The 24,228-nt window shown below is 65.3% G+C and carries 19 protein-coding genes; 7 read left to right on the top strand and 12 right to left on the bottom strand.

Going from position 1 to position 24,228, the window contains the following annotated elements; genetic code table 11:
* Positions 1-8: 8 nt before the first annotated feature.
* From FYJ92_RS15975 to FYJ92_RS15960, 4 genes are all read right to left on the bottom strand, one after another.
* The gene (locus FYJ92_RS15975; RefSeq protein ID WP_185261571.1) at positions 9-1,925 is read right to left on the bottom strand and encodes an ABC transporter ATP-binding protein; all 1,917 of its coding nucleotides are present in this window, start codon (positions 1,923-1,925) and stop codon (positions 9-11) included.
* Positions 1,922-3,730, bottom strand: a complete 1,809-nt coding sequence (locus FYJ92_RS15970) for an ABC transporter ATP-binding protein (RefSeq protein WP_185261570.1) — start codon at positions 3,728-3,730, stop codon at positions 1,922-1,924. Before FYJ92_RS15970 ends, FYJ92_RS15975 begins: the two co-directional genes overlap by 4 nt.
* A gap of 81 nt (positions 3,731-3,811) precedes the next feature.
* Entirely contained in the window at positions 3,812-4,759 is a 948-nt protein-coding gene (locus tag FYJ92_RS15965) for a metallophosphoesterase (protein WP_185261569.1), read from the bottom strand.
* A 6-nt stretch (positions 4,760-4,765) separates the two neighbouring features.
* Positions 4,766-7,045: a transglycosylase domain-containing protein gene (locus FYJ92_RS15960; RefSeq protein ID WP_185261568.1), complete on the bottom strand. Its 2,280-nt coding sequence runs from the start codon at positions 7,043-7,045 to the stop codon at positions 4,766-4,768.
* 37 nt (positions 7,046-7,082) lie between these two features.
* On the opposite strand from FYJ92_RS15960, the gene FYJ92_RS15955 reads away from it, so the two are divergent.
* From FYJ92_RS15955 to FYJ92_RS15945, 3 genes are read left to right on the top strand one after another with little or no spacing between them, the layout of a single operon-like run.
* The gene (locus FYJ92_RS15955; protein ID WP_099093395.1) at positions 7,083-7,238 is read left to right on the top strand and encodes a DUF4177 domain-containing protein; all 156 of its coding nucleotides are present in this window, start codon (positions 7,083-7,085) and stop codon (positions 7,236-7,238) included.
* A 2-nt stretch (positions 7,239-7,240) separates the two neighbouring features.
* Entirely contained in the window at positions 7,241-7,798 is a 558-nt protein-coding gene (locus tag FYJ92_RS15950; RefSeq protein ID WP_185261567.1) for a RidA family protein, read from the top strand.
* A 17-nt stretch (positions 7,799-7,815) separates the two neighbouring features.
* A complete protein-coding gene (locus FYJ92_RS15945) occupies positions 7,816-8,727 on the top strand; it encodes an NUDIX hydrolase (protein WP_185261566.1) in 912 nt (303 codons plus the stop codon).
* 166 nt (positions 8,728-8,893) lie between these two features.
* Here FYJ92_RS15945 and FYJ92_RS15940 read toward each other — a convergent pair whose 3' ends face one another.
* Positions 8,894-9,571, bottom strand: a complete 678-nt coding sequence (locus tag FYJ92_RS15940) for a Crp/Fnr family transcriptional regulator (RefSeq protein ID WP_011693220.1) — start codon at positions 9,569-9,571, stop codon at positions 8,894-8,896.
* Positions 9,572-9,835: 264 nt separating this feature from the next.
* Between FYJ92_RS15940 and FYJ92_RS15935 the strand changes: the two genes are divergently transcribed.
* Positions 9,836-11,020 carry a MarP family serine protease gene (locus tag FYJ92_RS15935; RefSeq protein WP_185261565.1) on the top strand — a complete coding sequence of 395 codons (1,185 nt, stop codon included), beginning with the start codon at positions 9,836-9,838 and terminating at the stop codon, positions 11,018-11,020.
* A gap of 30 nt (positions 11,021-11,050) precedes the next feature.
* Here the strand turns inward: FYJ92_RS15935 and aroQ are convergent, their stop codons facing one another.
* The 5 genes from aroQ to FYJ92_RS15910 form a co-directional block, all read right to left on the bottom strand.
* On the bottom strand, positions 11,051-11,509 hold the full coding sequence (aroQ, locus tag FYJ92_RS15930; RefSeq protein ID WP_185261564.1) for a type II 3-dehydroquinate dehydratase: 459 nt from the start codon (positions 11,507-11,509) through the stop codon (positions 11,051-11,053).
* Positions 11,510-11,585: 76 nt separating this feature from the next.
* Entirely contained in the window at positions 11,586-13,778 is a 2,193-nt protein-coding gene (locus FYJ92_RS15925) for an alpha-galactosidase (protein ID WP_185261563.1), read from the bottom strand.
* A gap of 96 nt (positions 13,779-13,874) precedes the next feature.
* Complete coding sequence (locus FYJ92_RS15920; protein ID WP_185261562.1) at positions 13,875-15,215, bottom strand: sugar ABC transporter substrate-binding protein; 1,341 nt, start codon at positions 15,213-15,215, stop codon at positions 13,875-13,877.
* 73 nt (positions 15,216-15,288) lie between these two features.
* Complete coding sequence (locus FYJ92_RS15915; RefSeq protein ID WP_185261561.1) at positions 15,289-16,191, bottom strand: carbohydrate ABC transporter permease; 903 nt, start codon at positions 16,189-16,191, stop codon at positions 15,289-15,291.
* Positions 16,192-16,203: 12 nt separating this feature from the next.
* The gene (locus FYJ92_RS15910; RefSeq protein ID WP_185261560.1) at positions 16,204-17,169 is read right to left on the bottom strand and encodes a carbohydrate ABC transporter permease; all 966 of its coding nucleotides are present in this window, start codon (positions 17,167-17,169) and stop codon (positions 16,204-16,206) included.
* 213 nt (positions 17,170-17,382) lie between these two features.
* Between FYJ92_RS15910 and FYJ92_RS15905 the strand changes: the two genes are divergently transcribed.
* A complete protein-coding gene (locus FYJ92_RS15905) occupies positions 17,383-18,585 on the top strand; it encodes a Gfo/Idh/MocA family protein (protein ID WP_185261559.1) in 1,203 nt (400 codons plus the stop codon).
* A 14-nt stretch (positions 18,586-18,599) separates the two neighbouring features.
* A complete protein-coding gene (locus FYJ92_RS15900) occupies positions 18,600-19,619 on the top strand; it encodes a LacI family DNA-binding transcriptional regulator (RefSeq protein ID WP_185261558.1) in 1,020 nt (339 codons plus the stop codon).
* 1 nt (position 19,620) lies between these two features.
* Here the strand turns inward: FYJ92_RS15900 and FYJ92_RS15895 are convergent, their stop codons facing one another.
* Positions 19,621-20,424 (bottom strand): DeoR/GlpR family DNA-binding transcription regulator, encoded by an 804-nt coding sequence (locus FYJ92_RS15895; RefSeq protein ID WP_185261557.1) that lies wholly within the window; start codon positions 20,422-20,424, stop codon positions 19,621-19,623.
* A gap of 108 nt (positions 20,425-20,532) precedes the next feature.
* Positions 20,533-22,542, bottom strand: a complete 2,010-nt coding sequence (acs, locus tag FYJ92_RS15890) for an acetate--CoA ligase (RefSeq protein WP_185261556.1) — start codon at positions 22,540-22,542, stop codon at positions 20,533-20,535.
* A gap of 408 nt (positions 22,543-22,950) precedes the next feature.
* On the opposite strand from acs, the gene FYJ92_RS15885 reads away from it, so the two are divergent.
* Positions 22,951-24,228 (top strand): hypothetical protein, encoded by a 1,278-nt coding sequence (locus FYJ92_RS15885; protein WP_185261555.1) that lies wholly within the window; start codon positions 22,951-22,953, stop codon positions 24,226-24,228.

Raw genomic sequence — 24,228 nt, 5'->3', positions numbered from 1 at the left:
AGCGCGGATCAGACCAGGGAGTCCTTCCAGGCGCCGTGGAGGTCTGCGAAGCGTCCGCCGCCGCCAATGAGTTCTGCAGGAGTCCCGTCCTCGACCACGCGGCCGTCGTGGACCACCAGGACGCGGTCGGCTGTTTCAACGGTGGAGAGGCGGTGCGCGATGATCAGTGCTGTCCGGCCGCCGCCGGCAGCAGCAGACCCGGCTGCGGCTGAGCCGGCACCCACTGAGCCACCCGCAGCAGCTGAGCCCGGCGCACCTGCGGAAGTGCCGGCGTCGGACGTCGCCCGCAGGAGGCGAGCCAGGCCGCGCTGGACGAGCCGCTCGGAGGGGATGTCCAGGGACGAGGTGGCCTCGTCCAGGATCAGCACCGCCGGCCGGGCAAGGAACGCCCGGGCGAAGCTGATCAGCTGCCGTTGGCCGGAGGACACCCGGCCGCCGCGCTTGTTGACATCCGTGTCATAGCCTTCGGGGAGCTCGGTAATGAAATCATGGGCGCCCACGGCCCGGGCAGCGTCCTCGATTTCCGCCCGGGTTGCCTCCGGCCGGCCCAGGGCAATGTTGTCCGCCACGGAGCCGCTGAACAGGAACGCCTCCTGGGTGACCATCACGATGTTCCGGCGCAGGTCCGTGGTGGTCAGGCTGCGCAGGTCCACGCCGTCCAGGGTCAGGGAACCGGAGGAGACGTCGTAGAATCGGGCGATCAGCTTGGCCAGCGTGGATTTTCCAGCACCGGTCTGCCCCACCAGGGCCACCGTCTGGCCGGCGGGGATGTGCAGGTCCATGGTGGGAATGATGACCGGGCCGTCGCCGTAGCCGAACTCCACACCCATGAAGTCGATGGTGCCACGGGCATCGCGGAGCGCCACGGGGTTCTTGGGCGGCCGGACCGTGGGAACCTCTTCCAGCAGGCCGGAGACCTTCTCCAAGGCCGCCTGGGCACTCTGGAACGAGTTGTAGAACATGGCCATCTGGTCCACCGGCTGGAAAAAGCGCTTGGTGGAAAGCATCAGCGCCAGCAGCACGCCCACGGCGAGGTCCCCGCCAAGGACACGGAACCCGCCGAACAACAGCACCACGGCCACGCAGACGTTGCCGATCAGCACCAGGCCGGGCTGGAATATGCCGTTGAGGTTGATGGAGCGCACGGTAACCAGCCGGTAGTCCTCGGACAGCTGGCCGTACTTCCGGGCGTTCTCGGTCTCCTTGCGGAAGGCCTTCACCGCGCGGATCCCGGTCATGGTTTCCACAAAGTGCACAATCAGCCGGGCGGAGACCACCCGGGACTCGCGAAACACGATCTGGGAGTGCTTCTGGTACCAGCGCGACAGGAAGTACATGGGGACGCCCGCCGCCAGCACAATCAGCCCACTGCGCCAGTCCAGGGCAAATACCGTAACCGCCGTGAAGACCATAAACAGCAGGCCCGAGGCGAGGGAGCTGACACCGGAATCGAGGAGTTCCCGCAGCGCCTCCAGGTCCGAGGTCTGACGGGCGATGATCCGGCCGGACGTGTACTTTTCGTGGAACTCCAGGCTCAGGCGCTGGGTGTGCCGGAAGACCCGGACCCGCAGGTCCAGCAGCATGGCCTGGCTGAGCCGCGCAGTGGAGGTGACGTAGAGGGCGGTGAGTCCCGCCGTCGCGATAGCCGCGAGCAGATAGGCGACGCCGGTGAACACCAGTGGGAGGTTGTTGCCTGCCTGCAGTGCCGGGAGCGCGTGGTCGATGCCGAAAGCGATCAGGGCCGGCCCGGCCACGCGCGCGGCCTGGGACAGGACCACTGTGGCGATGGTCAGCCAGAACCTGAGCCGCACCGGACGGATCAGTGTGGCCAAAAGGGCGAGCGACCGCCGTCGTACTGTTTTGCTGTCCGCCTTGCTGAGGTGCGTGTTGTCCTCATTGGCGGTGCCGAAGGTTGCGTTGCTCAAAGGATGCTGTCCTTTGTCTCGTCCTCAAGCTCGGACAGTTCCGAGTCCAGGTCCCGGGGTTCCTGGTCCAGGCTGGCGATGACGTAGCGGTAATGGGGGTTGTGCGCCAGCAGTTCCGTGTGGGTTCCGACGGCGGCAATCCGGCCGTCCTCGAGCAGCGCCACCCGGTCCGCCAGCGCCACGGTGGACGGGCGGTGCGCGACGATCAGCGTGGTGGTGTCCTTCAGGACCGCGCGGAGCCGGGTTTCCACAAGCTCCTCGGTGTGCACGTCCAGGGCGGACAGGGGGTCGTCCAGCACCAGGACCCGGGGCCGCGCCGCGATGGCCCGCGCCAGGGCAATCCGCTGCCGCTGCCCGCCGGAGAGGCTCAGGCCCTCCTCGCCGATGAGTGTGTCCACGCCCTCCGGCAGCGAGTATGCGAAGTGGGCCTGCGCCACATCCAGGGCTTCGTCCAGGGCTTCCTCGCTGCGGTCCGGTGCCCCGAGGAGCACATTGTCGCGGACCGAATTGGAGAACAGCGTGGTGTCCTCGAACGCGACGCCCACCACGCGCCGGAGGTCATCGACGTCGAACTTGCGCAGGTCCACGCGGTCAATGGTGATGGAGCCGTCGGTAACGTCGTAGAGGCGCGGGACCAGCTGGATCAGAGCGCTCTTGCCGCTGCCCGTGATGCCCACCAGTGCCATGGTTTCGCCCGGCCGGACGTCCAGGTTGATGTTCGTGAGGATCGGTTTGTCCGGTGCGTCCTCGAACGCGAACGTGGCATTGTTGAAGCTGAGTGCGCCCAACAGCAGCGAGGGGGTGCGCGGCTCCGGGGGACTGGTGATGGTGTTGACCGAATCCATGACCTCGAAGTGGCGGTCGACGGCGGATTTGGCGGTGAGTGCCATGGCCAGCAGCATGCCGGAGAATTCAACGGGAGCCGCGATGACGGCGGCGGTGGCGAAGAACGCCACCAGCGCGCCGATGCTCAGCTGGCCACTGGCGCAGAGCATCACGCCCACCACCAGCCCGGAGCCGAGCGCGAGTTCCGGCAGCAGGGTGACTACCAGGGTGAACGTCGCCTGGTGCTTCGCCTTCACGATCTCGGTCTGGCGGAGTTCCTGGGCCTGCTCGTTGAAGTTCTCCAGGGCCTCGCGGCTGCGGCCGAAGGCCTTCAGGACACGGATGCCGTGGACGGATTCCTCCACCGTGGTGGCGAGGTCGCCGGCCTGGTCCTGGCTCCGGCGCGCCACCTTGCTGAAGCGGGTCCGGAACCGGAAACCGTAGGCCATGATTGGCACCGCCGCGGCCAGGAAGATCAGGGCCAGCTGCCAGCTCATGGAGAACATGACCACAATGCCGATGACCACCGTGAGCGTGGTGACCACCAGCATGATGGCACCGAACGCCATCCAGCGGCGCAGGAAGTTCAGGTCCGTCATGGCGCGCGACAGCAGTTGGCCGGAGCCCCAGCGGTCGTGGAAGGACACGGTCAGGTCCTGCAGGTGCCCGTACATCGAGACCCGCATCCGGGTTTCAACGGTGGTGGCCGGGTTAATCACAAACTGCCGGCGGAGGGCCACGAGTCCCGCTTCCGCGATGCCCAGGACAAGGATGACGACGGCGGCAGTCCAGACGGCGTCCGACGCGCCGCCGGGGGTAAGGGACTCGTTCACGAGGACCCGCAGCACCTGCGGGATGGTCAACGCCACAAGGCTGGCCAGGAGCGCGCAGAGGAGCCCCAACACCAGCCGGGGGATGATCGGCCTCACGTGAGGATAAAGGCGGCTGATGGATCTGAAAAATGAGGTCTGCTTGGCCATGCCCGCTTCTCAAGCTCTAAATCGAATGTAGTTTCCCTTAGCAACTACCCTATGCCATGGCGTGAGCTGGTTCACATGTACTTATTCGGGGGAGGTCAGCGTCAGCAGGACAGCCTCGGGTTTGCAGGCGATGCGGATGGGAGCGAACCGGGAGGTGCCGATGCCGCCGGAGACGTTGACCGGCGTCGTGCGTCCGTTGCTTTCCCAGTTGTTGAGTCCCTTTGCCCGCCACGTGGGGAGGTCGCAGTTGGCTACCAGGGCGCCGTAGCCGGGGATGCAGAGCTGCCCGCCATGGGTGTGGCCCGCCAGCAGCAGGTCAGCGCCGTCCTGCGTGAAGTGGTCCAGGACCCGCTGGTAGGGGGCATGGATGACCGCAACCCGGAGGTGCGCGTTCTGGTCCTGATCCCGGGTGCCGCGGGGCCAGCCCGCGTAGCGTTCCCGGCCAAGGTGCGGATCGTCCACACCGGAAAAGTCGAACCGGATCCGCTTCAACACCACCGATTGGTGCCTGTTGGTGAGATCCACCCAGCCGCCCATGCCGAAGCCGGACCGCAGCCGCGGCCAATCCAGTTCGATGGGTTTGGGCTTGGCTTTGGATGGGCCCAGCAGGTAGGACGCGGGGTTTTTGAAGCTCGGACCGAAGTAGTCGTTGGACCCGGGGACGAAAACGCCGGGAAATTCCAGGAGCGGGCGCAGGGCCTTGAGCAGGGGCTCCACGGCTTTGACATGGCTGAGGTTGTCCCCGGTGTTGACCACCAGGTCCGGTTCCAGCGACGCCAGCGACTCAAGCCAGCGTGCCTTGGTGTCCTGGCCCGGCACGAAGTGGATGTCACTCAGGTGCAGGACGCGGAAGGGCTCGTGGCCTGCGGGCAGGATGGGCAGCGTCTCCTCGCGCAGGACGAACTGGTTCTTCTCCCACAGCCCGTATCCGAAGGCTGCGAGACCCGCCGCAGCGCCCGTGCCGGCGGTGACGGCAAAGCCGCGTCCGATGTTCCGGACGCGGCTGGCCAATGCTGGGCTGACTGCCATGGGAGTCTAGTTCTTCTTCTCGGTATTGCTAGGTGCGGGATTCGGTGTCGGCGGGGCAGACGGCTCCGTGGCCGGGGCCGTAGCAGGCGCGGTGGCCTGCGTTGACGGAGTGGTCCGGGCAGGCGTTCCGTTCACCATGTTGGTGGGCGGCGCCGTGAACGCATTGGTGCCGTACGCCGGAGCGACCTGGGCCATGTACTTGGAGAACATGGGCCCGGCGATCATGTAACCGTCGATCGCCTTGTAGAACTCTCCGTTGACCGTCAGGTTCCGGCCGGGCCGGAGCTGGTCACCCAGCGGGTCACCGAACCACGCCGCGGTGGCCACACCGGTGGTGTAACCGACCACCCAGGTGGAGCCGTTGGTGTCATTGGTGCCGGTCTTGGCAGCCACCGGGAAGTTGGTTTTGGTGGAGAGCCGCGGCTTGATGAGCGATCCTGAACCCTCATCAAGGACCTTCTGCATGGCATATGCCACGCCCCGGGCGACCTCCGGTTTGACGGCATCGCGGCAGCTCGTGGCCTGGGCCGGGAGCTGCGCGCCAGTCTGGTCCGAGACAGAGGTGATGGCGATAGGCTCGCAGTACTTGCCGTCGTTGGCGAATGTGGCAAACGCGGAGGCCATCGTCAGCGGGGCCGTCTGCGTTGAGCCGATCAGGTTGGCCAAAGTCGTCATCTTGACCGGCGGATTGAAGTTGTCACCCACCGGCAGGCCACCGTGGATTCCGACCGCATCCACGATCTTCTGGATGCCGCAGAGGTCAACCTGCGCCGCCGAGGCGAAGGTGGCCGTGTTGATCGAGTTCTGCAGGCCGTACAGGACGGTCATGTTCCGGTAGTAGCCGTCGTCGGAGTTCTGCAGGTCAAAGCTGCCGGGAATCCTGGCGTCGTACCAGCCCACTGTGGGTTCCGGGCAGGTGTTCTTCCAGGGGAAGTTCTGCGGGTACGTGCGGGTGGCGGCGTTGACGTTGGTGTTCATGGACTTGCCCTCGTTCAGCCATTCAGCGAACGTGAAGGGCTTCATGGTGGAACCGGGCTGGAATCCGCCCAGGCCGTTGAGGTCGTTGCCGTCCTTGTCCAGCTTGTCCACGTTGAAGTTCTGCGTCTGGTTGAACTTGCCCTCAGTTGGCAGGAACGAGGTGTTCTGCGCCATGTTCAGGATCTTGCCGGTGTTGGGCTGCACAGAGACTATGGACGCGCCCCAGTTGTCCGGGTTGGCGCCGGCGGCCGCGTCTGACTCAGCTTGGGCAACGTTTTGCGCGTTGACGTCCAGCGTGGTGGTGATGGTCAGGCCGCCGCGGAAGATCTTTTGTTCGCGCTCTTTGACGTCCGCACCGTAGGCCGGGTTGTTCAGCAGCAGGTGAAGCACATAGTCGCAGAAATAGGGCGCCGTGGTGGCGTAGGCGCAGCCCTGGCGCGACGGCGTGACCTTCGGCTCAACCGGTGTGGCCACGGCGGCGTCGTGGTCGGCCTGGGTGATCTTTTCCTGGTTGAGCATCAGGCCCAGCACCAGGTCGCGACGCTCCTTGGCGTTCTCCGGGTTGGTGATCGGGTCGAAGGCCGACGGGCTGTTCACAAGGCCTGCAAGGAGTGCTGCCTGCGGGAGGGTCAGATCCTTGGCCGTGGTGCTGAAGAAGAATTTGGACGCGGCCTCGATGCCGTAGGCGTCACGGTTGAAGAAGACAATGTTGAGGTAACCCTCCAGGATCTGCTCCTTGGAGAATTCCTTCTCCAAGGCGATCGCGAGCTTCATTTCGCGAAGCTTGTCTCCGACGCCCTTGTTAACACCGTTGAGCTTGATGTCCGCGGTGTTTCCCTCGGCGGCGAGGTTGGCGTTGAGCACGTTGTTCACATACTGCTGGGTGATGGTGGAGGCACCCTGCTTGTTGCCACGGGCTGTGCTGACCACGGCGCGGAGAATGCCGGTGGTGTCCACGCCGCCATGCTCGTAGAAGCGGCTGTCCTCGACAGCGATGATGGCATTTTTCATAAAAGGCGAGATCTGGTCGAGGGCAACCTTGGTCCGGTTTTCCTCATACAGGTTCGCGATCAGGCTGCCGTCCGCGGCGAGGATCCGGGTGGACTGGCTGGGCGGGTCCACCTGCAGCTCTGCCGGGAGGGTATCGAAGAACTCGATGGAGCCGCTTGCCGCGCTGCCGGAAACAGCGGCCGCCGGGACAAGCAGGCCCGCCACCAGGACACCACAAATAGCGCTCACACCAAGGAAGCCAAAGATCTTTCCGAGGGTAGTGGCCGTGTCGAAAATGGGGTTCTTACGAGTCACCATGTTTTCCACTTTACCGGCAACGACTAGTCTTTCTCTCATGACCAAATGGGAGTACGCCACGATTCCGCTCATTATTCACGCCACCAAGCAGATCCTGGATCAGTGGGGAGAGGACGGCTGGGAGCTCGTCCAGGTAATCACCGGCCCGGACGGCAATGGCCTGGTTGCCTACCTCAAGAGGGAGAAGCAGTAGCCATGAGCACCCCCGCAGAGACCACGTCCGGCCCTGTATCCACGCCGGAAAACGCGTCTGAATCAGCCCCGGTTTCCGCCGTCGAGCAGCGCCTCGCCGAGCTGGGACTGACCCTCCCCGAGGTGGCCGCGCCCGTAGCCGCCTACGTCCCGGCCGTCATCACCGGCAGCCATGTTTACACCTCCGGCCAGCTGCCGTTTATTAGTGGCAAACTCGAAGCAACAGGCAAGGTCTCCACCGGCACTGAAGGCTACTCGGACGAGCCCACCGTGTCCCCTGAGGACGCCAAGGCCTACGCCGCTGTCTGCGCCATCAACGCGCTGGCGGCCATCAAGAGCGTCATCGGCGATCTGGACCGCATCACCCGCATCGTCAAGGTGGTGGGCTTCGTGTCCTCCGATCCGGCCTTCACGGGACAGCCTGGCGTCATCAACGGTGCGTCCGAGCTCCTCGGCCAGGTCTTTGGTGACGCAGGCAAGCACGCCCGCTCCGCCGTCGGCGTGTCGGTCCTTCCGCTCGACTCTCCCGTAGAGGTCGAACTGATCGCTGAATTCAGCTAAGGACCCGGTTCACTCAATTGCCTCAGCTCGCCCGACGCTTGTTTGCCCTTCCTCCGGATCTTGAAGGGGCTGCCCAAAGCTGGCTCGAACACGGCGAGCGGACCCCGCGTGCCGCCCGCTACGCATCGTCCGTGGTGCTGCTGCGGGACTCGCCCACCGGCCTGGAGACGTGGCTGGGTTACCGGCCCGGCTCCTCGCCGTTGGGCGTCCTCGCCTTCCCCGGAGGTTCCCTGGAAGCGTCCGATGACGACGCCGTCGGCTGGCTGGGCCCCTCGCCCCAGCATTGGGCCGAGCAGATGGGGACGGACGACGTCGGGCTGGCGCGCCGCCACGTGGTGGGCGCCATCCGCGAACTGTTTGAGGAAACCGGCGTGCTCCTCGCCGGGCCGGACATGTCCACCACGGTTGAAGGCACGTCAACCCACGACTGGATGCGTGCACGCGTGGCGGTCGCCGACCAGGAAAAGACCTTCACGGAGCTGCTCGCCAAGCGGGGACTCTCGCTGCGGACCGACCTCCTGAAGCCGCTCGTCAACTGGCGCAGCCCCGACTTCGCGCACCGCCGCTTCGACACCCGCTATTTCGCCGCCACAGTCCCCATGAACCAGCAGCCCAGCCTGCTGCAGAGCAAAGGCGTCTGGGGCCGCTGGGTGTGCGCCACCCAGGCCATCGCCCCGCGCAGCACCACCGCCTTGGGCGATGAAGTGGGCCAGGAGAACACCGTGGGCCTCACGCTGGGCCAGCTCCTGGTGCCGGGCTCGGAGATCATGCTCGAGAAGATGGCCGCCGCGAACGGCTGCATCGCCTACCTTAGCTACAAGCGCAAACCCCATGTGTATCAGGCGCGGCTCGTCGACGAAGAGGGCACGCTGATGCTCGAAGTCGAGGCCGCCAAAACCGTAGCCGGAGACCCGCAGCGCGAGCGGTAGCTCGGCGTGCGGCAGGTAGAGACCGCCGCCCAGCTCGAACGCTCTCTCACTTATCACCGGTTTCTCGGCGACGCTCTCTCACTTTCCTTAGGAAAGTGAGAGAGCGTCGGGCGAAAAGGTGCAGGACGTGAGAGAGCGTTGGCAGCGGGCCGGACGCAACTGGGACTTAGCGGGAGCGCTGGCGCAGGCGCTGCATGTCCAGGATCACTACGGCGCGGGCTTCAAGGCGGAGCCAGCCACGCTGGACGAACTCTGCCAGGGCCTTGTTGACAGTCTCGCGGGAAGCGCCGACCAGCTGGGCCAGTTCTTCCTGTGTGAGCTCGTGGGCTACCAGGACGCCGTCCGTTGCCGGGCGGCCGAAGCGATCGGCCAGATCCAGCAGGGCCTTGGCCACGCGGCCGGGGACGTCGGAGAACACCAGATCCGAGAGCGAATCGTTGGTGCGGCGCAGGCGGCGGGCCAGAGCCTGCAGCAGCTGCGCCGAAACCTCGGGGCGCGTCCGCAGCAGGGCGTTGAGGCTTTCGTTCTTCAGGCCCGCCAGGCGGGTTTCGGAGACTGCCGTTGCCGTGGCCGTGCGCGGGCTGGGGTCAAAGAGTGCCATTTCGCCGAACAATTCGCCCGGGCCCAGGATGGCGAGCAGGGACTCCCTGCCATCGGGGGACGTGCGGCCCAGCTTCACCTTGCCGGAGACGATGAAGTAGAGCTGGTCGCCCTGGTCGCCCTCGCGGAATACCGATGCACCGCGGGAGAGGTCCACCTCGGTCAGCTCGTCCGTCAGCAGGCGGAATGCTTCGTCGTCGAGCGTGGCAAATAGGGGTGCTCGGCGCAGTACCTCGATGTCCATGAAATCTCCTGAATAAAAAGTGTCGGCTGTGGCGCTTTTGCCATTGTTTCAGAATTTTCAAGGTTCTGTGACGTACTTGGCAGCGGAAACGCCGCTGACAGTGACTAATGCGGGCACGATCCGGTGTCCGGCCCCGCCGCGGGTGTGATTTTTACGTCCGAACGTGGGGCGAACCCGGCCCGCAGGGGCGGGGGACTGGCGCCCACAGAACAATGTCAGCTTGCGCCACTAGAATTGGAGCTCAACCGTATTAGAGGAGCGTCAGTGTTTGGTTTGACCGTTCTGGACCTGGCGCTGATCCTGGCCCTGCTGTCTTACCTGATCTATGGCCTGCGCAACGGCTTCCTGGTCACGCTCGGCGGTATCGCAGGCTTCGCCGCCGGCGCGGTGGCCGCATTCTTTGCCGTTCCACTGGTCAGCGGCTTCGTGGATGACTCCGGCTGGAGGCTGACCGCCATCGTGGCCGCCGCCGTTGTACTCATGGCTCTGGGCCATGGCCTCGGGACCATGATCGGGCGCACAATCCGCGGCGCCGTGCGGATCAAGCCGCTGCGTGCGGTGGACCGGCTGGTGGGCGGGGCCGTCAACGTGGTGGTTTCGGCCCTGGTGATGTCCATGCTCGCCTTCAGCGTCAGCGCCCTGGGCGTTCCGTTAGTGTCGCAGCAACTGGCCGAGTCCAAAGTCATCCGGTACATCGACGGGCTGACGCCTGTTCCGTTGAAGACCACCATGGCGCAGCTGCGGTCCACGGTAATCGGCAACGGAATTCCCACGCTGCTTGAAGGCCTGGACCAGGGGCAGCCAGTAGCGGCGCCCAATGCCAGTACCGATACGCCGGCGCTGAACCTGGCCGCGCGGTCAGTCCTGAAAATTGCCGGAACCGCCTACCAATGCGGCCAGAACCAGACCGGCACCGGTTTTGTGGTTTCCCCGGGCCGGGTTGTGACCAACGCCCATGTTGTGGCGGGCGTGTCGCAGCCGGTGGTTGAAATTCCCGACGGCGGTGCGATGCCCGGGCGGGTGGTGTACTTCGACACCCGGCACGACCTCGCCGTCCTGGCCGTGGACGGGTTGCCTTCGAAGCCGCTCACATTGACGTCGGACCTTCCGAACGGCAGCCCGGCCGCCTTCGCGGGGTATCCGCACGGCGGTCCGTTCAAGTCCAAACCCGCCACGGTTCAGGACATTACGTCAGTTCTGGTTCCCGATATCTACGGCGAAAACCCGGCCCCCGAGGAGATCTACCGGCTGGCCGGTGACGTCCAGCCCGGTAACTCGGGCGGGCCGCTGCTGACCATGGAGGGACTGGTGGCCGGCGTCATTTTCGCCAAGGCAACCTCGGACACCGAAATGGGATTCGCCATCACCATGGATGACCTGTTCCCGGTCGCGTCCCAGGCCGCAAGCCTCAGCGCTCCCGTCTCCTCCGGGCAGTGCATCCAGAAGTAGCCATGGCGGCCTGCGCCAGCCGGCGCCGGGCTACAGCGTTTCGGCGAGGTAGTCGATGGCCAGCTTGTAGCCGAAGACCCCGGCGCCCACGATCACCGCGGCGCAGACCGGGGACAGGAACGAGTGGTGCCTGAATTCCTCACGCTGGTGCACGTTGGTGATGTGGACCTCGACTGCGGGCAGCTGCACTGCCGCCAGGGCGTCGCGCAGGGCCACGGAAGTGTGGGTGAAGGCGCCGGCGTTTAGCACAATCCCGACGGCGGTGCCACGGGCAGCGTGGATGACGTCCAGGAGCACACCCTCATGGTTGGACTGGACGCATTCCACGGTGAAACCGTGGGACTGCGCCGTGGTGGCGGCCAGCTGCTCCACGTCCGCGAGGGTGGAGGTACCGTACTTCTCCGGCTCACGGGTGCCCAACAGATTGAGGTTGGGGCCGTTGATCACAAGGATGGTGCCGCGTCCGGCAGCGGTGGTGGCTTCAGTCATGGATGCAAATCTAGCGCCTGGGACGGCCCGCCGCGCATTCTTACGATCAGTGCTTGCACGGCAGGCCATCTGGCGGTTACAGGGCTGTGAACCTCAGGACGAGGGCATGTTCCGGGTTGAGTACGGGCATGGGCAGGCCCACTTCGGCCAGGAATCGGCCGCGGGCTACTGCGCCGTCCGCTAGCCAGGCCGGGGGCTGGACCTGGGTGAAGGTGTGGGCGTAGTCTGCATCTGCCGGGGCTGGGAAGATGGCTTCCACCCGGTAGTCCCGGTCAGGTTCCAGGCCGGGGATGGCGATCCGTCCCGGCTGTTCTGCGAAGGCGGTGCCGGTGCTGACCAGGGCGAACAGGGCCGCCGTCGTTCCCTGTGTGGCACCACTGGGGGCCACCACACCGTGCAGCATCAGGGAATCGTCGGACATGTCCGCGCGGACCATGCGCCCGGAGTGGATCAGGGCGCGGTGTTCCTTGTAGAGGGCGATGAAGCGTTTGAGTTCCTCGCGCTCGGCGCCCTGGACGCTGCGGACGTCCCATTCCATGCCGAAGTGGCCGAACAGGGCGGTGATGGCGCGGAAGGACAGGTCGTGGGTACGGGCCGTGGTGTGCGAGGTGGTGGGGCCGATGTGTCCGCCCACCAGCTCAGGCGGAACCACGACGCCGGTCCAGCGCTGGATGGTCTGGCGTTCCAGGGCGTCGTTGCAGTCCGAGGCCCAGATGCGGTCGGTGCGTTCCAGGATGCCGAGGTCCACCCGGGCGCCGCCGGAGGAGCAGCTTTCAATCTCGACGCCGGGATGCGCCTTGCGGAGTTCGTCGAAGAGCCGGTAGGCGGCAAGGGTCTGTTCGTGGACGGAGGAGCGGCCGCCGTGGCCGTGTTCGAGGAGGTCCCGGTTCTGGTCCCATTTGAGGTAGCTGATGTTGTTCTCGCGCAGCAGGGCGTCGACACGGTCGTAAATGTACTGCCATGCGTCCGGGTTCACGAGGTCGATCACATGCTGGTTCCGCCATTCAAGGGGCAGGCGGCCGCCGTCCTTGTAGCTGTGGACGGATGGACCAACGATCCATTCGGGGTGTGCGCGGGCAATATCGGAGTCCAGGTTGACCATTTCGGGTTCCACCCAGAGCCCGAATTCCATTCCGCGCGAGGTTACGGCGTCGATCAGGGGCGTGAGGCCGTCGGGCCAGAGGGTTTCGTCGACGTACCAGTCGCCGAGGCCGGCGTGGTCGTCGCGGCGGCCGCGGAACCAGCCGTCGTCGAGGACAAAGCGCTCGACGCCGAGTTCGGCGGCGGAGTCGGCCAGTTCGATCAGGGTGGACAGGTTGTGGTCGAAGTAGACCGCTTCCCAGACATTGAGCACTGCGGGGCGGGGCTTGCCGGCGGGCAGGCCGGTGGTGGCTGCGGGGAGCACGTGGTGGGGGCGGGATCGGAACCAGGTGTAGAACGCCTCGCTGATGCCGTCCAGGCCGTGGTCCGAGTACGCGGCAAAGAGCGCCGGTGTGGTGTAGCTGGCACCGGGTGCGAGGATGACCTCGGCCGGGCCCAGGAGTTCGGAGCCGCCGATCATGGTGCGGCCATCGCCAATGCTGTCCGCGAACTGTTCGTGGTTGCCGCTCCAGGCCAGGTGCGTGGCCCAGACTTTCCCGTGGCGGTTGCCGAACCCTGCGGTGCCGGCGGCGAAGAGCAGTGAGGAATCGTGTCCGGTGCGGCCGTGCCGGCCGGTGCGGACCCAGGTGCCCTGCTGGATGGGGCGGCGCTGCGGGTGGCGTTCCCGGCACCAGCGCCCGGTCAGGTCAAGGAGTTCGACGGCGTCGGGCGCCACCGGGAGGACGGTGGCCAGTTCGTCGAGTTGATAGGGTGTGGCGCCGTCGTTGGTGAGGGTGTGGCGCAGCTCCAGCAGGCCGCCGTCGTGCAGTGTCAGTGCGGACGAGACGGTGAGGCCGGCGTCGGCATCGGTCTGGACGATGATGGCGGAAGTCCCCTGGGCACCGGCGCTCACGACGCGGAGGCGGGCTGAGAAATCGAGGCCGGAGACGCCGTCGGTGATGCGGTGGCCGCGGAGGGCGGGACGGCCGCGCCAACTGGACGATGCCTGCGGCAGGAGGCCGGCAGGCACATTGGCGTCGATGGATGACGGCGGGATAGCGGCCGTGAGGATAGCGAGGTCCGGCAGCGTGCTGCCAAGATCCGCGCCCCAGTGGATGACCTCGGCCTCCCGGCTGTCGAAGCTGATCACCAGGCTGGTGCCGGCGGAACGGAGATGCAGGGGGTCCATAAATACAGTCCTTCTAAAGGGTGGGAGTAATAAAAACTAGGCTGTGCGCCGCGGGCAAGACGATGCCCGCGGCGCACAGCCGGTCACGCGGGTGGCCTACTTGAAGAGGGCGTTGACCTTTTCGTTGGCCTGGGTGAGGGAACTGGCCGGGGCCTTGCCGGAGATCACTGCGTCCATGGCGGGGTTCATGATGCCGTCAACTTTGGCAGCATTGTCCGCGATCGGGAACAGGAACGTCGTGCCGTCCTTGACATGCGTTGTGAAGGCGCTGACGTCGATGCCCTTTTCCTTGAAGGCCGCGGCGGCCTTTTCGGACGAGGAAGTGATGGCGGGGAAGACGACGGCCTTGGAGGCCACGACGTCCTGGCAGTCAGTCGAGGCGAGGTACTCGACCCATTTGACGGATGCGGCCGGGTTCTTGGTGCCGGCGTAGATGGAGTCGGCCAGGCCGTTGAACATGGACGCGCGTTTGCCGTCCGGTCCCGTCGGGGTGGGGGCGATGCCTGTGTCCACTCCCTTGTAGCTGGTGTACTGGCCGGTCGTCCAGTCGCCCGACGTGTTGATGGCGGCCTTTCCTGCGCCAAAGTTGTCCTGCATGCTGGCGCCTACCGTTGTTTCAAGTTTGGGCATGTAGCCCTTGTCCGCCAGCCCGGCCCACCAGGCGATGGTTTCCTGGAACTTGGGGTCGTCGTAGTTGAACTTTGTGCCCCAGGGGTTTTTGTCCGTGTGGGTCCAGCCGGTGGTGGCCGTCAGGAAGCTCCACTGTGTCTGGCCCTGGCCCGAGCCCGAGGACTCCAAACCCAGGCCGTAGACGGCCACTTGGTTTTTGTCGAAGCCGGCTTCGTCTCCGCGTTTACCGTTCTTGTCAACGGTCAGGTGGGCGATGGCCTTTTCGTAGCTGCCACCATCCGTGGGGTTCCAGTTCAGGGTGGCCATCTGTTCGGCCGTGATGCCGGCGGCGTCGGTCATGGCCTTGTTGTAGAACAGGCCCACGGTGTCCCAGTCCTTGGGCAGGCCGTAGCGCTTACCGTCCTGGCCCACCCACAGATCGGCGAGGCCCTTGTTATAGATGTCCACGTCGATCTTGTCGTTCTTGACGGCGTCGTCGAGGGCGAGGAGCTGCTTCTTGTCGGCGTGCTCGGGGTACTTGGAGAGGTGGTTCGTGAAGACATCAGGGGCGTTTCCGGCGACGAATCCGTTGGTCAGGGTGGTCCAGTAGTCACCCCAGCCGCGCTGGGTGATCTTGACCTTGATGTCCGGGTTGGCCTTGGTGAAGTCTTCCGCGCACTGCTCGTAGGCGGGCAGCTGATTGGAATCCCACAGCCAATAGTCGATTTCGCCTTTGGCGTCACCGGCGGTGGTGGATCCGCCGCCGCAGGCGGAGAGGGAGATGGCGATGGCTGCGGCGGCAGCGACTGCGCCGAGGGATTTTTTCATGTTGGACCTTTCGAACAGGGCATGAGGTTGCCCGGAGGGGAGTTGGTAAGGGTGAGTGGTTGGGGTTGGCGGTTTATTTGATGCCGGAGAATCCGATGGAGTTGACCACCTTCTTGCCGAACGCGATGAACAGGATGAGGATGGGCACTGCCGCAACGATGGTGGCGGCCATGAGTCCGGACCAGTCCGGGGCGCCCTGGGGGGACTGGGACTTGAAGACGCTAAGGCCCACGGTGAGGACGCGGATGCTCTCGTCGTTGCCGACCAGCAGGGGCCAGAAGTATTCGTTCCACTGGCCGATGAACGTCAGCAGCGCGAGCGTTGCCATGGGCGCGGCGGCGTTGGGCAAGACGATCTGGAAGAAGATACGCAGGCTCTTGGCCCCGTCGAGCATGGCTGCCTCTTCCACTTCGCGGGACATGCTCAGGAAGAACTGCCGCAGGAAGAAGATGGCGAACGCGGACATGAACAGGAAGGGCAGTGTCAAGCCGGCGAACGTGTTCAGCAGACCCAGGTTCTTGATCATGAGGAAGTTGGGCAGCGCGGTGAAGATCCCCGGAATCATCATGGTGGCCAGGAACACGGAGAAGACCACGTCACGCCCGGGCCAGCGGAGCCGGGCGAAGGCGTAGGCGGCAAGTGCGCTGAAAAAGACCTGGCCTGCGGTAGTCACTGTGGAAAAAAGTATCGAGTTGCGCAGGTACAGCCAGAAGTCGATCGCTGCCCCGGAACCTCCTTCGGCGATGGCCTCTTCTGTGGTCTGCATTCCAAAGACACGCTTGAAGGCGCCCCAGGAGAAGTCGGCCGGCAGGAGATTAGCCGAGTTGGAGGCCAGCGAGTGGTTGCTGGAGAGGGCCGTTCGGAGCATCCAGAGGAACGGGAAAATGGTGAGGGCCAGTGCGAGGGCGATGACGGCCCACGCACCGATGCGGTGCCAGTCGAGGGCTTTTCGTGTGGTGAGTGTTTGAGTGGTCATGGCTGGGGTTCCTTAGTCCAGATCCGATTCGTTGCCTTTGAGGAACTTCATCTGGAGGAAGGCCACGAGTGCAAGGATCACGAAGAGAATGACGGACAGGGCGGAGGCGTAGCCGAAGTCCGATTCGCCGAAGGCTTTTTGGTAGATGTACATCTGGATGACGCGGGTGGCGTTGACCGGACCGCCGCCGGTGGTGACTGCGACGGTGTCGAAGACCTGGAAAGATCCGATGACGGTGACCACCAGGACCAGTGCCAGGACCGGACGAAGGAGCGGCATCGTGATGGACCAGAACGTCCTGGTTGGGGAAGCCCCGTCGAGTGAGGCGACCTCGTAGACGTGGTGGGGGATGGACTGGAGGCCGGCGAAGATCAGCAGAGCGGTGTAGCCCATATGGCGCCAGACGTTGACGAATGCGATGGTGGGAATGGCCCACTGCTCGCTTCCGAAGAACGCGATCCGAGGACCGCCTAGCCAGCTGATGATTTCGTTGACGATGCCCAGCTGGTAGTCGAGCATCCAGAACCAGAGGAGGGCGACAATCACGTTGGCCACCAGGAACGGCAGCAGCAGCGCTCCCCGGATGAACGTGGACTTCGCGACCCGGTGCATCAGCAGCGCCAGGCCCAGGGCAATGACGGTCTGGAAACCGATGTTCAGGGCCACGTACTGCAGGGTCACGCTCATGGCGTTCCAGAACAGTTCATCAGCGAAAATCGCGGTGTAGTTCTTGACTCCGATCCAGGTGGGATCACCCAGGATGCTGTATTCGGTAAAGCTGAGGTAAACACCCCGGATCGTGGGGATCAGGAAAAACGCCACGAACCCGATCATCGCCGGGAAGATAAACACCATCGCGATCCTCAGATCGCCCATCCGGTGCGTGCGGCTCTTCTTCGGGGTACTCCCGGTATTTCCTGCCTTGGACCGTGCCGCCCGGCCTGCCGGGTCCCGCTGCTGCTTGGTAAGGGTGGTCATCTTCGACCCTTTCCTGACTGTGATGTGGGTAACAACTGATGAGCAATCTACACGAGTAGATTAATGGTGGCAAGTGTTAATTTTCCCGTTGTATCTGCAAGGATTTATCCAGTCGCTAGGGTATTGACTCGAGTAGATTCGGGTGAAACACTGGGAATCCTGATGGACAGCGCTTGCCCCGCGCTCCGTCACGGCACCCACGGAAGGCAGGCAATGACGTTCTCAATCGGCGTAGTAGGAGTTGGCCAGTTCGGCGGCCAGTTCGCGCACCTCTTCAATCTCCACCCGGGCGTCAGTGACGTCTATGTGGTGGACGAGCTGCCGGAGCGTGCGGCCGAGGCAGTGGACCGATACCACTTGGCGGGGTCGGAGGCGAGCTTCGACGACCTACTTGCCTCCGACGTCGACGCCGTGGCCATCTTCACCCAGCGCTGGACGCACGGACCGCTGGTGGAGCAGGCGCTCCGCGCCGGCAAGCACGTCTACTCAGCCGTCCCCATGGCCATCTCCGAGGACGAAATTGCCCGGGTCATCGACGCCGTCCGCGAAACCGGCCTGGTCTACATGATGGGTGAGACCAGCTACTACAACCCTGCCACCGTCTATGCGCGCAAGCAGCATGCGGCGGGCAGGTTCGGCCGGATCTTCTACACCGAAGGCGACTACGTCCACGACATGGACCTGGGCTTCTACGACGCCTACCAGTACAGCGGCGGTGACCGCTGGAAGGAGACCGCCAGCTACCCGCCGATGCTGTACCCGACGCACGCGGTGGGCGGCGTGCTCGGCGCCGTCCCGGCCCACGCGGTCAGCGTCAGTTGCGTCGGAGTCAAGGATGACCGCAATGATGGTGTCTTCGACAAGGAAGTCAGCATGTTCGGCAACGACTTCTCCAACGCCACCGCCCTCTTTGAACTCAATGACGGCGGCGTTATGCGCACCAACGAGATGCGCCGCGTGGGCTATCCCTCACATATCAGGGAATCCCGGTTCCGGTTCTTCGGAACGGAGGCCAGCTTTGAACAGCTCGCAAAAGTCTCCGTCTGGCAGGACAAGGAAAACGTCCACGACATTTCCGAGCAGCTGGAATCACGCCCCAGCATGTCCCTGGATGACCCGTCGCTGGCCAACGTTGCGCCGGAACTGAGAGACGCCTTCGTCTCCGGACTCTCGCCGGTCCATGACGCTGACCGGCTTCCGGAGGAGTTCCGTGGCGCGCCGAACGGCCACGAGGGAAGCCACCACTTCTTGGTGGACGACTTCGTCACGGCGGTCAACAGCGGCACGCTGCCGCCGGTCAACGCCTGGGTTGCCGCCCGGTTCACGCTGCCCGGCATTGTGGCGCACCAGTCCGCCCTCCGTGGCGGGGCCCGGTTGCCCATCCGCGACTTTGGCGACGCCCCGGGAATCCGATAGCTAGCATGTACAACATGACGACTCCCATAGTGCAGGCCCCGCGTGGCCCGGTGACCCGCAAGGACGTTGCCCGGTACGCGGGCGTCAGCACCGCCGTCGTCAGTTACGTAGTGAATGGCGGGCCCAAGAAGGTGGCTCCGGCCACGGAGGCGAAGGTCCAGGATGCGATCCGTGTCCTGGATTACCGCCCTAACGCGGCGGCCAGGGCCCTCAAGCTGGGATCCAGCGAGACACTTGGGCTGATCGTGCCCGACAACTCGAACCCTTTCTTCTCGCTCCTCGCGCATGCTGTGGAGGACGCGGCGGCCGAGCGGGGCTACGCCCTGCTGCTGACCAACTCCGACGGCAACATAGCCAAGGAACGCCGGAACGTCCGGAACCTGGCAGCGCGGCAGGTGGACGGCGTACTGCTCGCCAGCGTCCTGTTCCAGCCGGACCTGGAAGACCTCGAGAAGGCCGACATTCCGTGGGTCCTGCTCAACCAGGACCGTGAGGTGGCGGGCGTCAACAGCATCGGTGTGGACCTCCTGGCCGGGGCACAGATCGCCGTGGAGCACCTCCTGGGGCACGGGCATACCAACGTCGGCCTGGCCATGGGCACCAACGTGGGGAACGACGTCGACGGTCGCGAACTTGGCTGGCTGAAGGCGCTTGCGGAGGCCGGCCTCCCTGAGGGGCCGATCGCGCGCAGCCCCTTCACCCGGTCCGGTGGCTACGAAGCGGGCAAGCGGCTCCTGGCCTCTTCGAATCGGCCCACGGCGATTTTCGCGAGCTCGGACATGCAGGCGGTCGGCATCCTCCGCGCGCTCCATGAGGCAGGTGTCTCAGTCCCCGGAGACATCGCGGTGACCTCCTTCGACGGCTCCGCCGAGGCGGAGTACACGTGGCCAGCGCTGACCACCGTGGATCAGCCGGTCCGGGAGATGGCCGCGGCCGCCGTCGAAGGCATCCTGGCTGCGCGGCGCAAGGCCGCGCCGCAGCAGCAGATGTTCCCCACGAAGCTCCACGTCCGCCAGTCCTGCGGCTGCCCCTGAATCAAGGGCTTTTGGTTCGCAGCCCCGCGATCCGGACCTTGCCCACGCGCTGGCCGAGGACGCGCTGGGCTTCTGGGCCCAGCCCGGCGTCGCTGATGACCTCATCTGCCGCGTCCAAGGGGGCGATGGTGCTGATGCCCAGCAGCCCCCACTTGGTGTGATCGGCCAGGACCACGGTTTTCCGGGTGGCGGCGACGAAGGCCCGGTCAGTCTCCGCCTCCAACAGGTTGGGCGTGGTGAAGCCGGCGTCGGCGTCCATACCGTGCACACCCATGAACAGCACGTCCAGGTGCAGCTGCTTCAACGCGGCCGTCGCGATGGGACCCACCAAAGCGTCCGACGGCGTCCGCTCGCCGCCGATCAGGATTACGGTTGATGGGAAGCGGGCAGCGCCGCCGGAGGCAGCGAGGTGGAAGAGGTCAGCGATGCGCACGGAATTGGTGACCACCGTGATCCGCGGACCGTTCACCAGCTCCTTGGCGAGGGCCCAGGTGGTGGTGCCGGCGCTCAGACCGACGGCCATGCCCTCATACACCAGGCCGGCAGCCTCCAGCGCGATGGCCCGCTTCTCCGCTGTCAGCTGGGTGGACTTGAGCTCGAAACCAGGTTCGTGGGTGCTGACATCGCCGGGAAGCTTTGCGCCGCCGTGGATGCGCTCCAGCTTGCCTCCTGTCTCCAGAAGCTCGATATCCCGGCGGACAGTCATCAGCGAAACACCGAGTTGTTGGGCGAGGTCCGAAACCCGCACCACACGCTCGCGCTGGACGGCGTCCACAATGGCCTGGTGTCGTGCAGCGGGGAGCATGTGAAAGCAATCCTTAATTCAGGCGACAGGGCTGCTCCCAGCATAGGGCGACGGCGCCACCCACCGTGGTGGGAAGCGCCGTCGTCGGGCTTTCTTGGCTGCGAAGCGTTATTTTCGGAGGGACGCCGCGATCTGCTGCATCACTGTGGCGTCGGCCAGGGTGGTGGCGTCACCGGATTCGCGGCCCTCGGCGATGTCCTTGAGGAGGCGGCGGACGATCTTGCCGGAGCGGGTTTTGGGCAGTTCCGGGACCACGAGGATGGTTTTGGGTTTGGCGATGGGCCCGATTTCCTTGCCCACGTGGTTGCGGAGTTCGGCGATGGTGGCGTCGCCCTTGTCCACGGCGTCGCCGCGCAGGATAACAAACGCGACGACGGCCTGGCCGGTGGTTTCGTCCGCGGCGCCCACAACGGCGGCTTCGGCCACGGAGGGGTGGGACACCAGGGCGGATTCGATCTCGGTGGTGGAGAGCCGGTGCCCGGAGATGTTCATAACGTCATCCACGCGGCCCAGGAGCCAGATGTCGCCGTCCTCGTCCTTCTTGGCGCCGTCGCCGGCGAAGTACATGCCTTCGAAGCGGGACCAGTAGGTCTCCTTGAAACGTTCGGGGTCGCCCCAGATGCCGCGGAGCATCGCGGGCCAGGGTTCCCGGATCACCAGGAAGCCGCCATGGCCGTCCGGCACGGATTCGCCCTGCTCATCGACGACGTCCACGGCGATGCCGGGCAGCGGGACCTGGGCGGAGCCGGGCTTTGTGGCGGTCACGCCGGGCAGCGGAGCGATCATCTGGGCGCCGGTTTCGGTCTGCCACCAGGTGTCAACGATCGGTGCCTTGTTGCCGCCGATGACGTCCCGGTACCACATCCAGGCTTCGGGGTTGATGGATTCGCCCACGGACCCGAGGACCCGGATCGAGGACAGGTCGTACTTGTCCGGGATCTCCCGGCCCCACTTCATGAACGTACGGATGGCCGTGGGGGCGGTGTACAGGATGGAGACCTTGTACTTCTCGATGATCTCCCACCAGCGGCCCTGGTGCGGGGAATCCGGGGTGCCTTCGTACATCACCTGGGTGGCGCCGTTGATGAGCGGCGCGTAGGCGACGTACGAGTGGCCGGTGACCCAGCCGACGTCGGCCGTGCACCAGTACACATCCGTTTCAGGGTGCAGGTCGAAGACAGCCTTATGGGTGTAGGCGCCCTGGGTGAGGTAGCCGCCGGTGGTGTGCAGGATGCCCTTGGGCTTGCCCGTGGTGCCGGAGGTGTACAGGATGAACAGCGGGTGCTCGGAGTCGTGGCCTACGGCCTTGTGCTCCGTGGAGGCCAGCTCCACGGTGTCCGCCCACCAGTGGTCCCGGCCTTCGTGCCAGTCCACGTTCTGGCCGTTGCGCTTGACCACCACAACGTTCTGGACCGTGTGCCCGTCGGCGGCGAGGGCCTCGTCCACGGCGGTCTTGAGCGCGCTGGGCTTGCCGCGGCGGTAGGTGCCGTCCGCGGTGACAACCAGCTTGGCTTCGGCGTCCTCGATCCGGGAGCGCAGGGCGTCTGCGGAGAACCCGCCGAACACCACGGAGTGCACTGCGCCGATGCGGGCGCAGGCCAGCAGCGTGATGACGGCCTCCGGGATCATGGGCAGGTAGACAGCCACCCGGTCACCCTTGCCAACGCCGAGGGACTCGAAGGCGTTCGCGGCCTTCTTGACCTCTTCGGTGAGCTGGGCGTACGTGTAGGTGCGGGTATCCCCGGGTTCGCCTTCGAAGTAGATGGCCACCCGGTCGCCGAGGCCGTTCTCCACATGGCGGTCAAGGGCGTTGTACGCGGCGTTGACCTCGCCACCGACGAACCATTTGGCGAACGGCGGGTTGGACCAGTCCAGTGCCTGGTCGAAATCTTTGCTCCAGGTGAGCAGCTCGCGGGCCTGCTTCGCCCAGAAAGCCGGGCGGCCGGCGTCGGCCTCTGCGTAATCAGCCGCGGTGACAACGGCGTCGGCAGCGAATTCGGGGCTGGGGGCGAAAGTGCGGTTTTCGTGCAGCAGGTTTTCAAAGGCGTCGCCCTGCTGGTCGGCCTTCACGGAAGCCGCGGGGGCGGTGGCCGTGGAGCCGGGAGTGTCCTGAGACATGGTGAACCTCATCATTCATCGGTCTTTTCAGCGGCTGGCCGTCGCCCGGCCGTGCTCCTCCGCTTTGCGCGGCATTGGGCAGCGGCCGATCACGGACATTCCGCAAAGAGCTGTTCCGGAATCAAGCCTAATACGTGCCGGGGCCACGATGTGTTCGCTGTCACAAAGGCGCCCATGAACGGCATTTATTTAGCGGTGAATGGTTAATGGACCCTGCGAATCGGCGTCCCGCCGCTGCGGATCAGCTAGTGATCGGCCATGCGGTTGGCTAGGCTGAGATGGAATTGTGAGTTTCCACGGAGTTGTCGGATCCGGTGCTTCACTGCCGGGCCTGGCCGTTGCCGCCGTTTCGGACGGCACAGTTTTGGGACAGAACCGTCCCGGTGCCGCCACGCTAAGGAGTACAGAATGAACCAGCAACGCTTCGGCCAGAAATTTGGCCGCGCAACCGGGGCACAGGCTGGGACCACCCCGGAGGAGGGCTCAACGAAGGGCGCGCAGAAGCCGGCCAGCGCCAAGCCGGGCACCACCAACCAGGCCGTGCTGGGTCCCTTCACGCTGCGGGACCTGGCCGTTTTCGCCGCGACCCTCATTCTGCTGGTGGCCTCGCTGCTGCCTATCTTCTTCGGCCGGTTTAATCTCTGGAATGCAGGCAGCCTGTTCTTCCTGGGCCTCGGCATTGTGTTGCCGCTGATTGTCTCGGCACTCTTTGTTGGACGCCGGCTCGCTCCCGCGACAAGAGTCCGCATCGGCTCGCTGTCCGTTGACCAGTTCGCGTCTGTGGTGGCTTCCTTTGCGCTGGCGTTCTTCTTCGTCTCTGCGGCCGCGGCCTATGTTCCCAGCCTGTTGGTGGGCTTGGTCGGTTCGGTGGTGCTGTTCGCGGGGACCGTGCTGAGCCGGTATATCCCTTACTTCGCCGGCGACTTTCTGGGCCGCGACGAATCACCGGCCCACGTGATGGCCCGCGAGTCGGCTGTCCCGCTGCCCAAGCCGCACACGCCCAAGGAACCCAAGCCTGAGGCCTCGCCCGTCCCCGCAGCTTCCGCAGCTTCCGCGGCTTCCGCCACCCCCGCCGCTTCAGCTGGGGCCTTCTCCTCCCCGGCTGCGGCAGCAGCCGTCTCGCCCGCCCCGGAGGTCAACGAGTGGACCGCCGTCGGCGACCCGGGCCCCGCAACCCAGGCCGCCGACGTCGTGCCTTCCCCAACAGCGACGAACGCCTCCGTGACGCCCGCCGTTGAGGAGACCACTGCGGGTGACACCCCGACGGCGGCTGCGGCTCCAGTTGAATCTGCGCCGACTGCTACGGCCGCTTCCGCCGCCGCTGCCCCTGAAGCGGCAGTTCACGACGCCGGCGCGGGTGTCCCTGCACCGGCTCGCCAGTCTGCCGCGGAACCTGCGGCGACGGCCGTCCATCAGCAGGTGCGCAGCGTGGAGCCCATCGGCGCCACCGTGGATCCGGCTTCCAGGCCGGAAGAATCGGACGAAGAGCCTGCGCAGGAGGCATTCTGGTTTGCCGTGGCGCAGCACCGTACAGCGGTGGACCCCCAGACCGGCGCCCCCGCCTTTGTGATTGAACCGGGCGGCTGGGTACTGGCCCTGGAAGACCGCGGCCACGAATTCCTGGTCCAGCACACCGACGGACGCCTGGGCGTGCTGCGCGACCTCAGCAACATCGAGCGCGGCTAA

It is taken from the genome of Pseudarthrobacter sp. NBSH8, from assembly GCF_014217545.1.
GTDB lineage: Bacteria > Actinomycetota > Actinomycetes > Actinomycetales > Micrococcaceae > Arthrobacter.
This window is presented reverse-complemented; position numbering and strand designations above follow the sequence as displayed.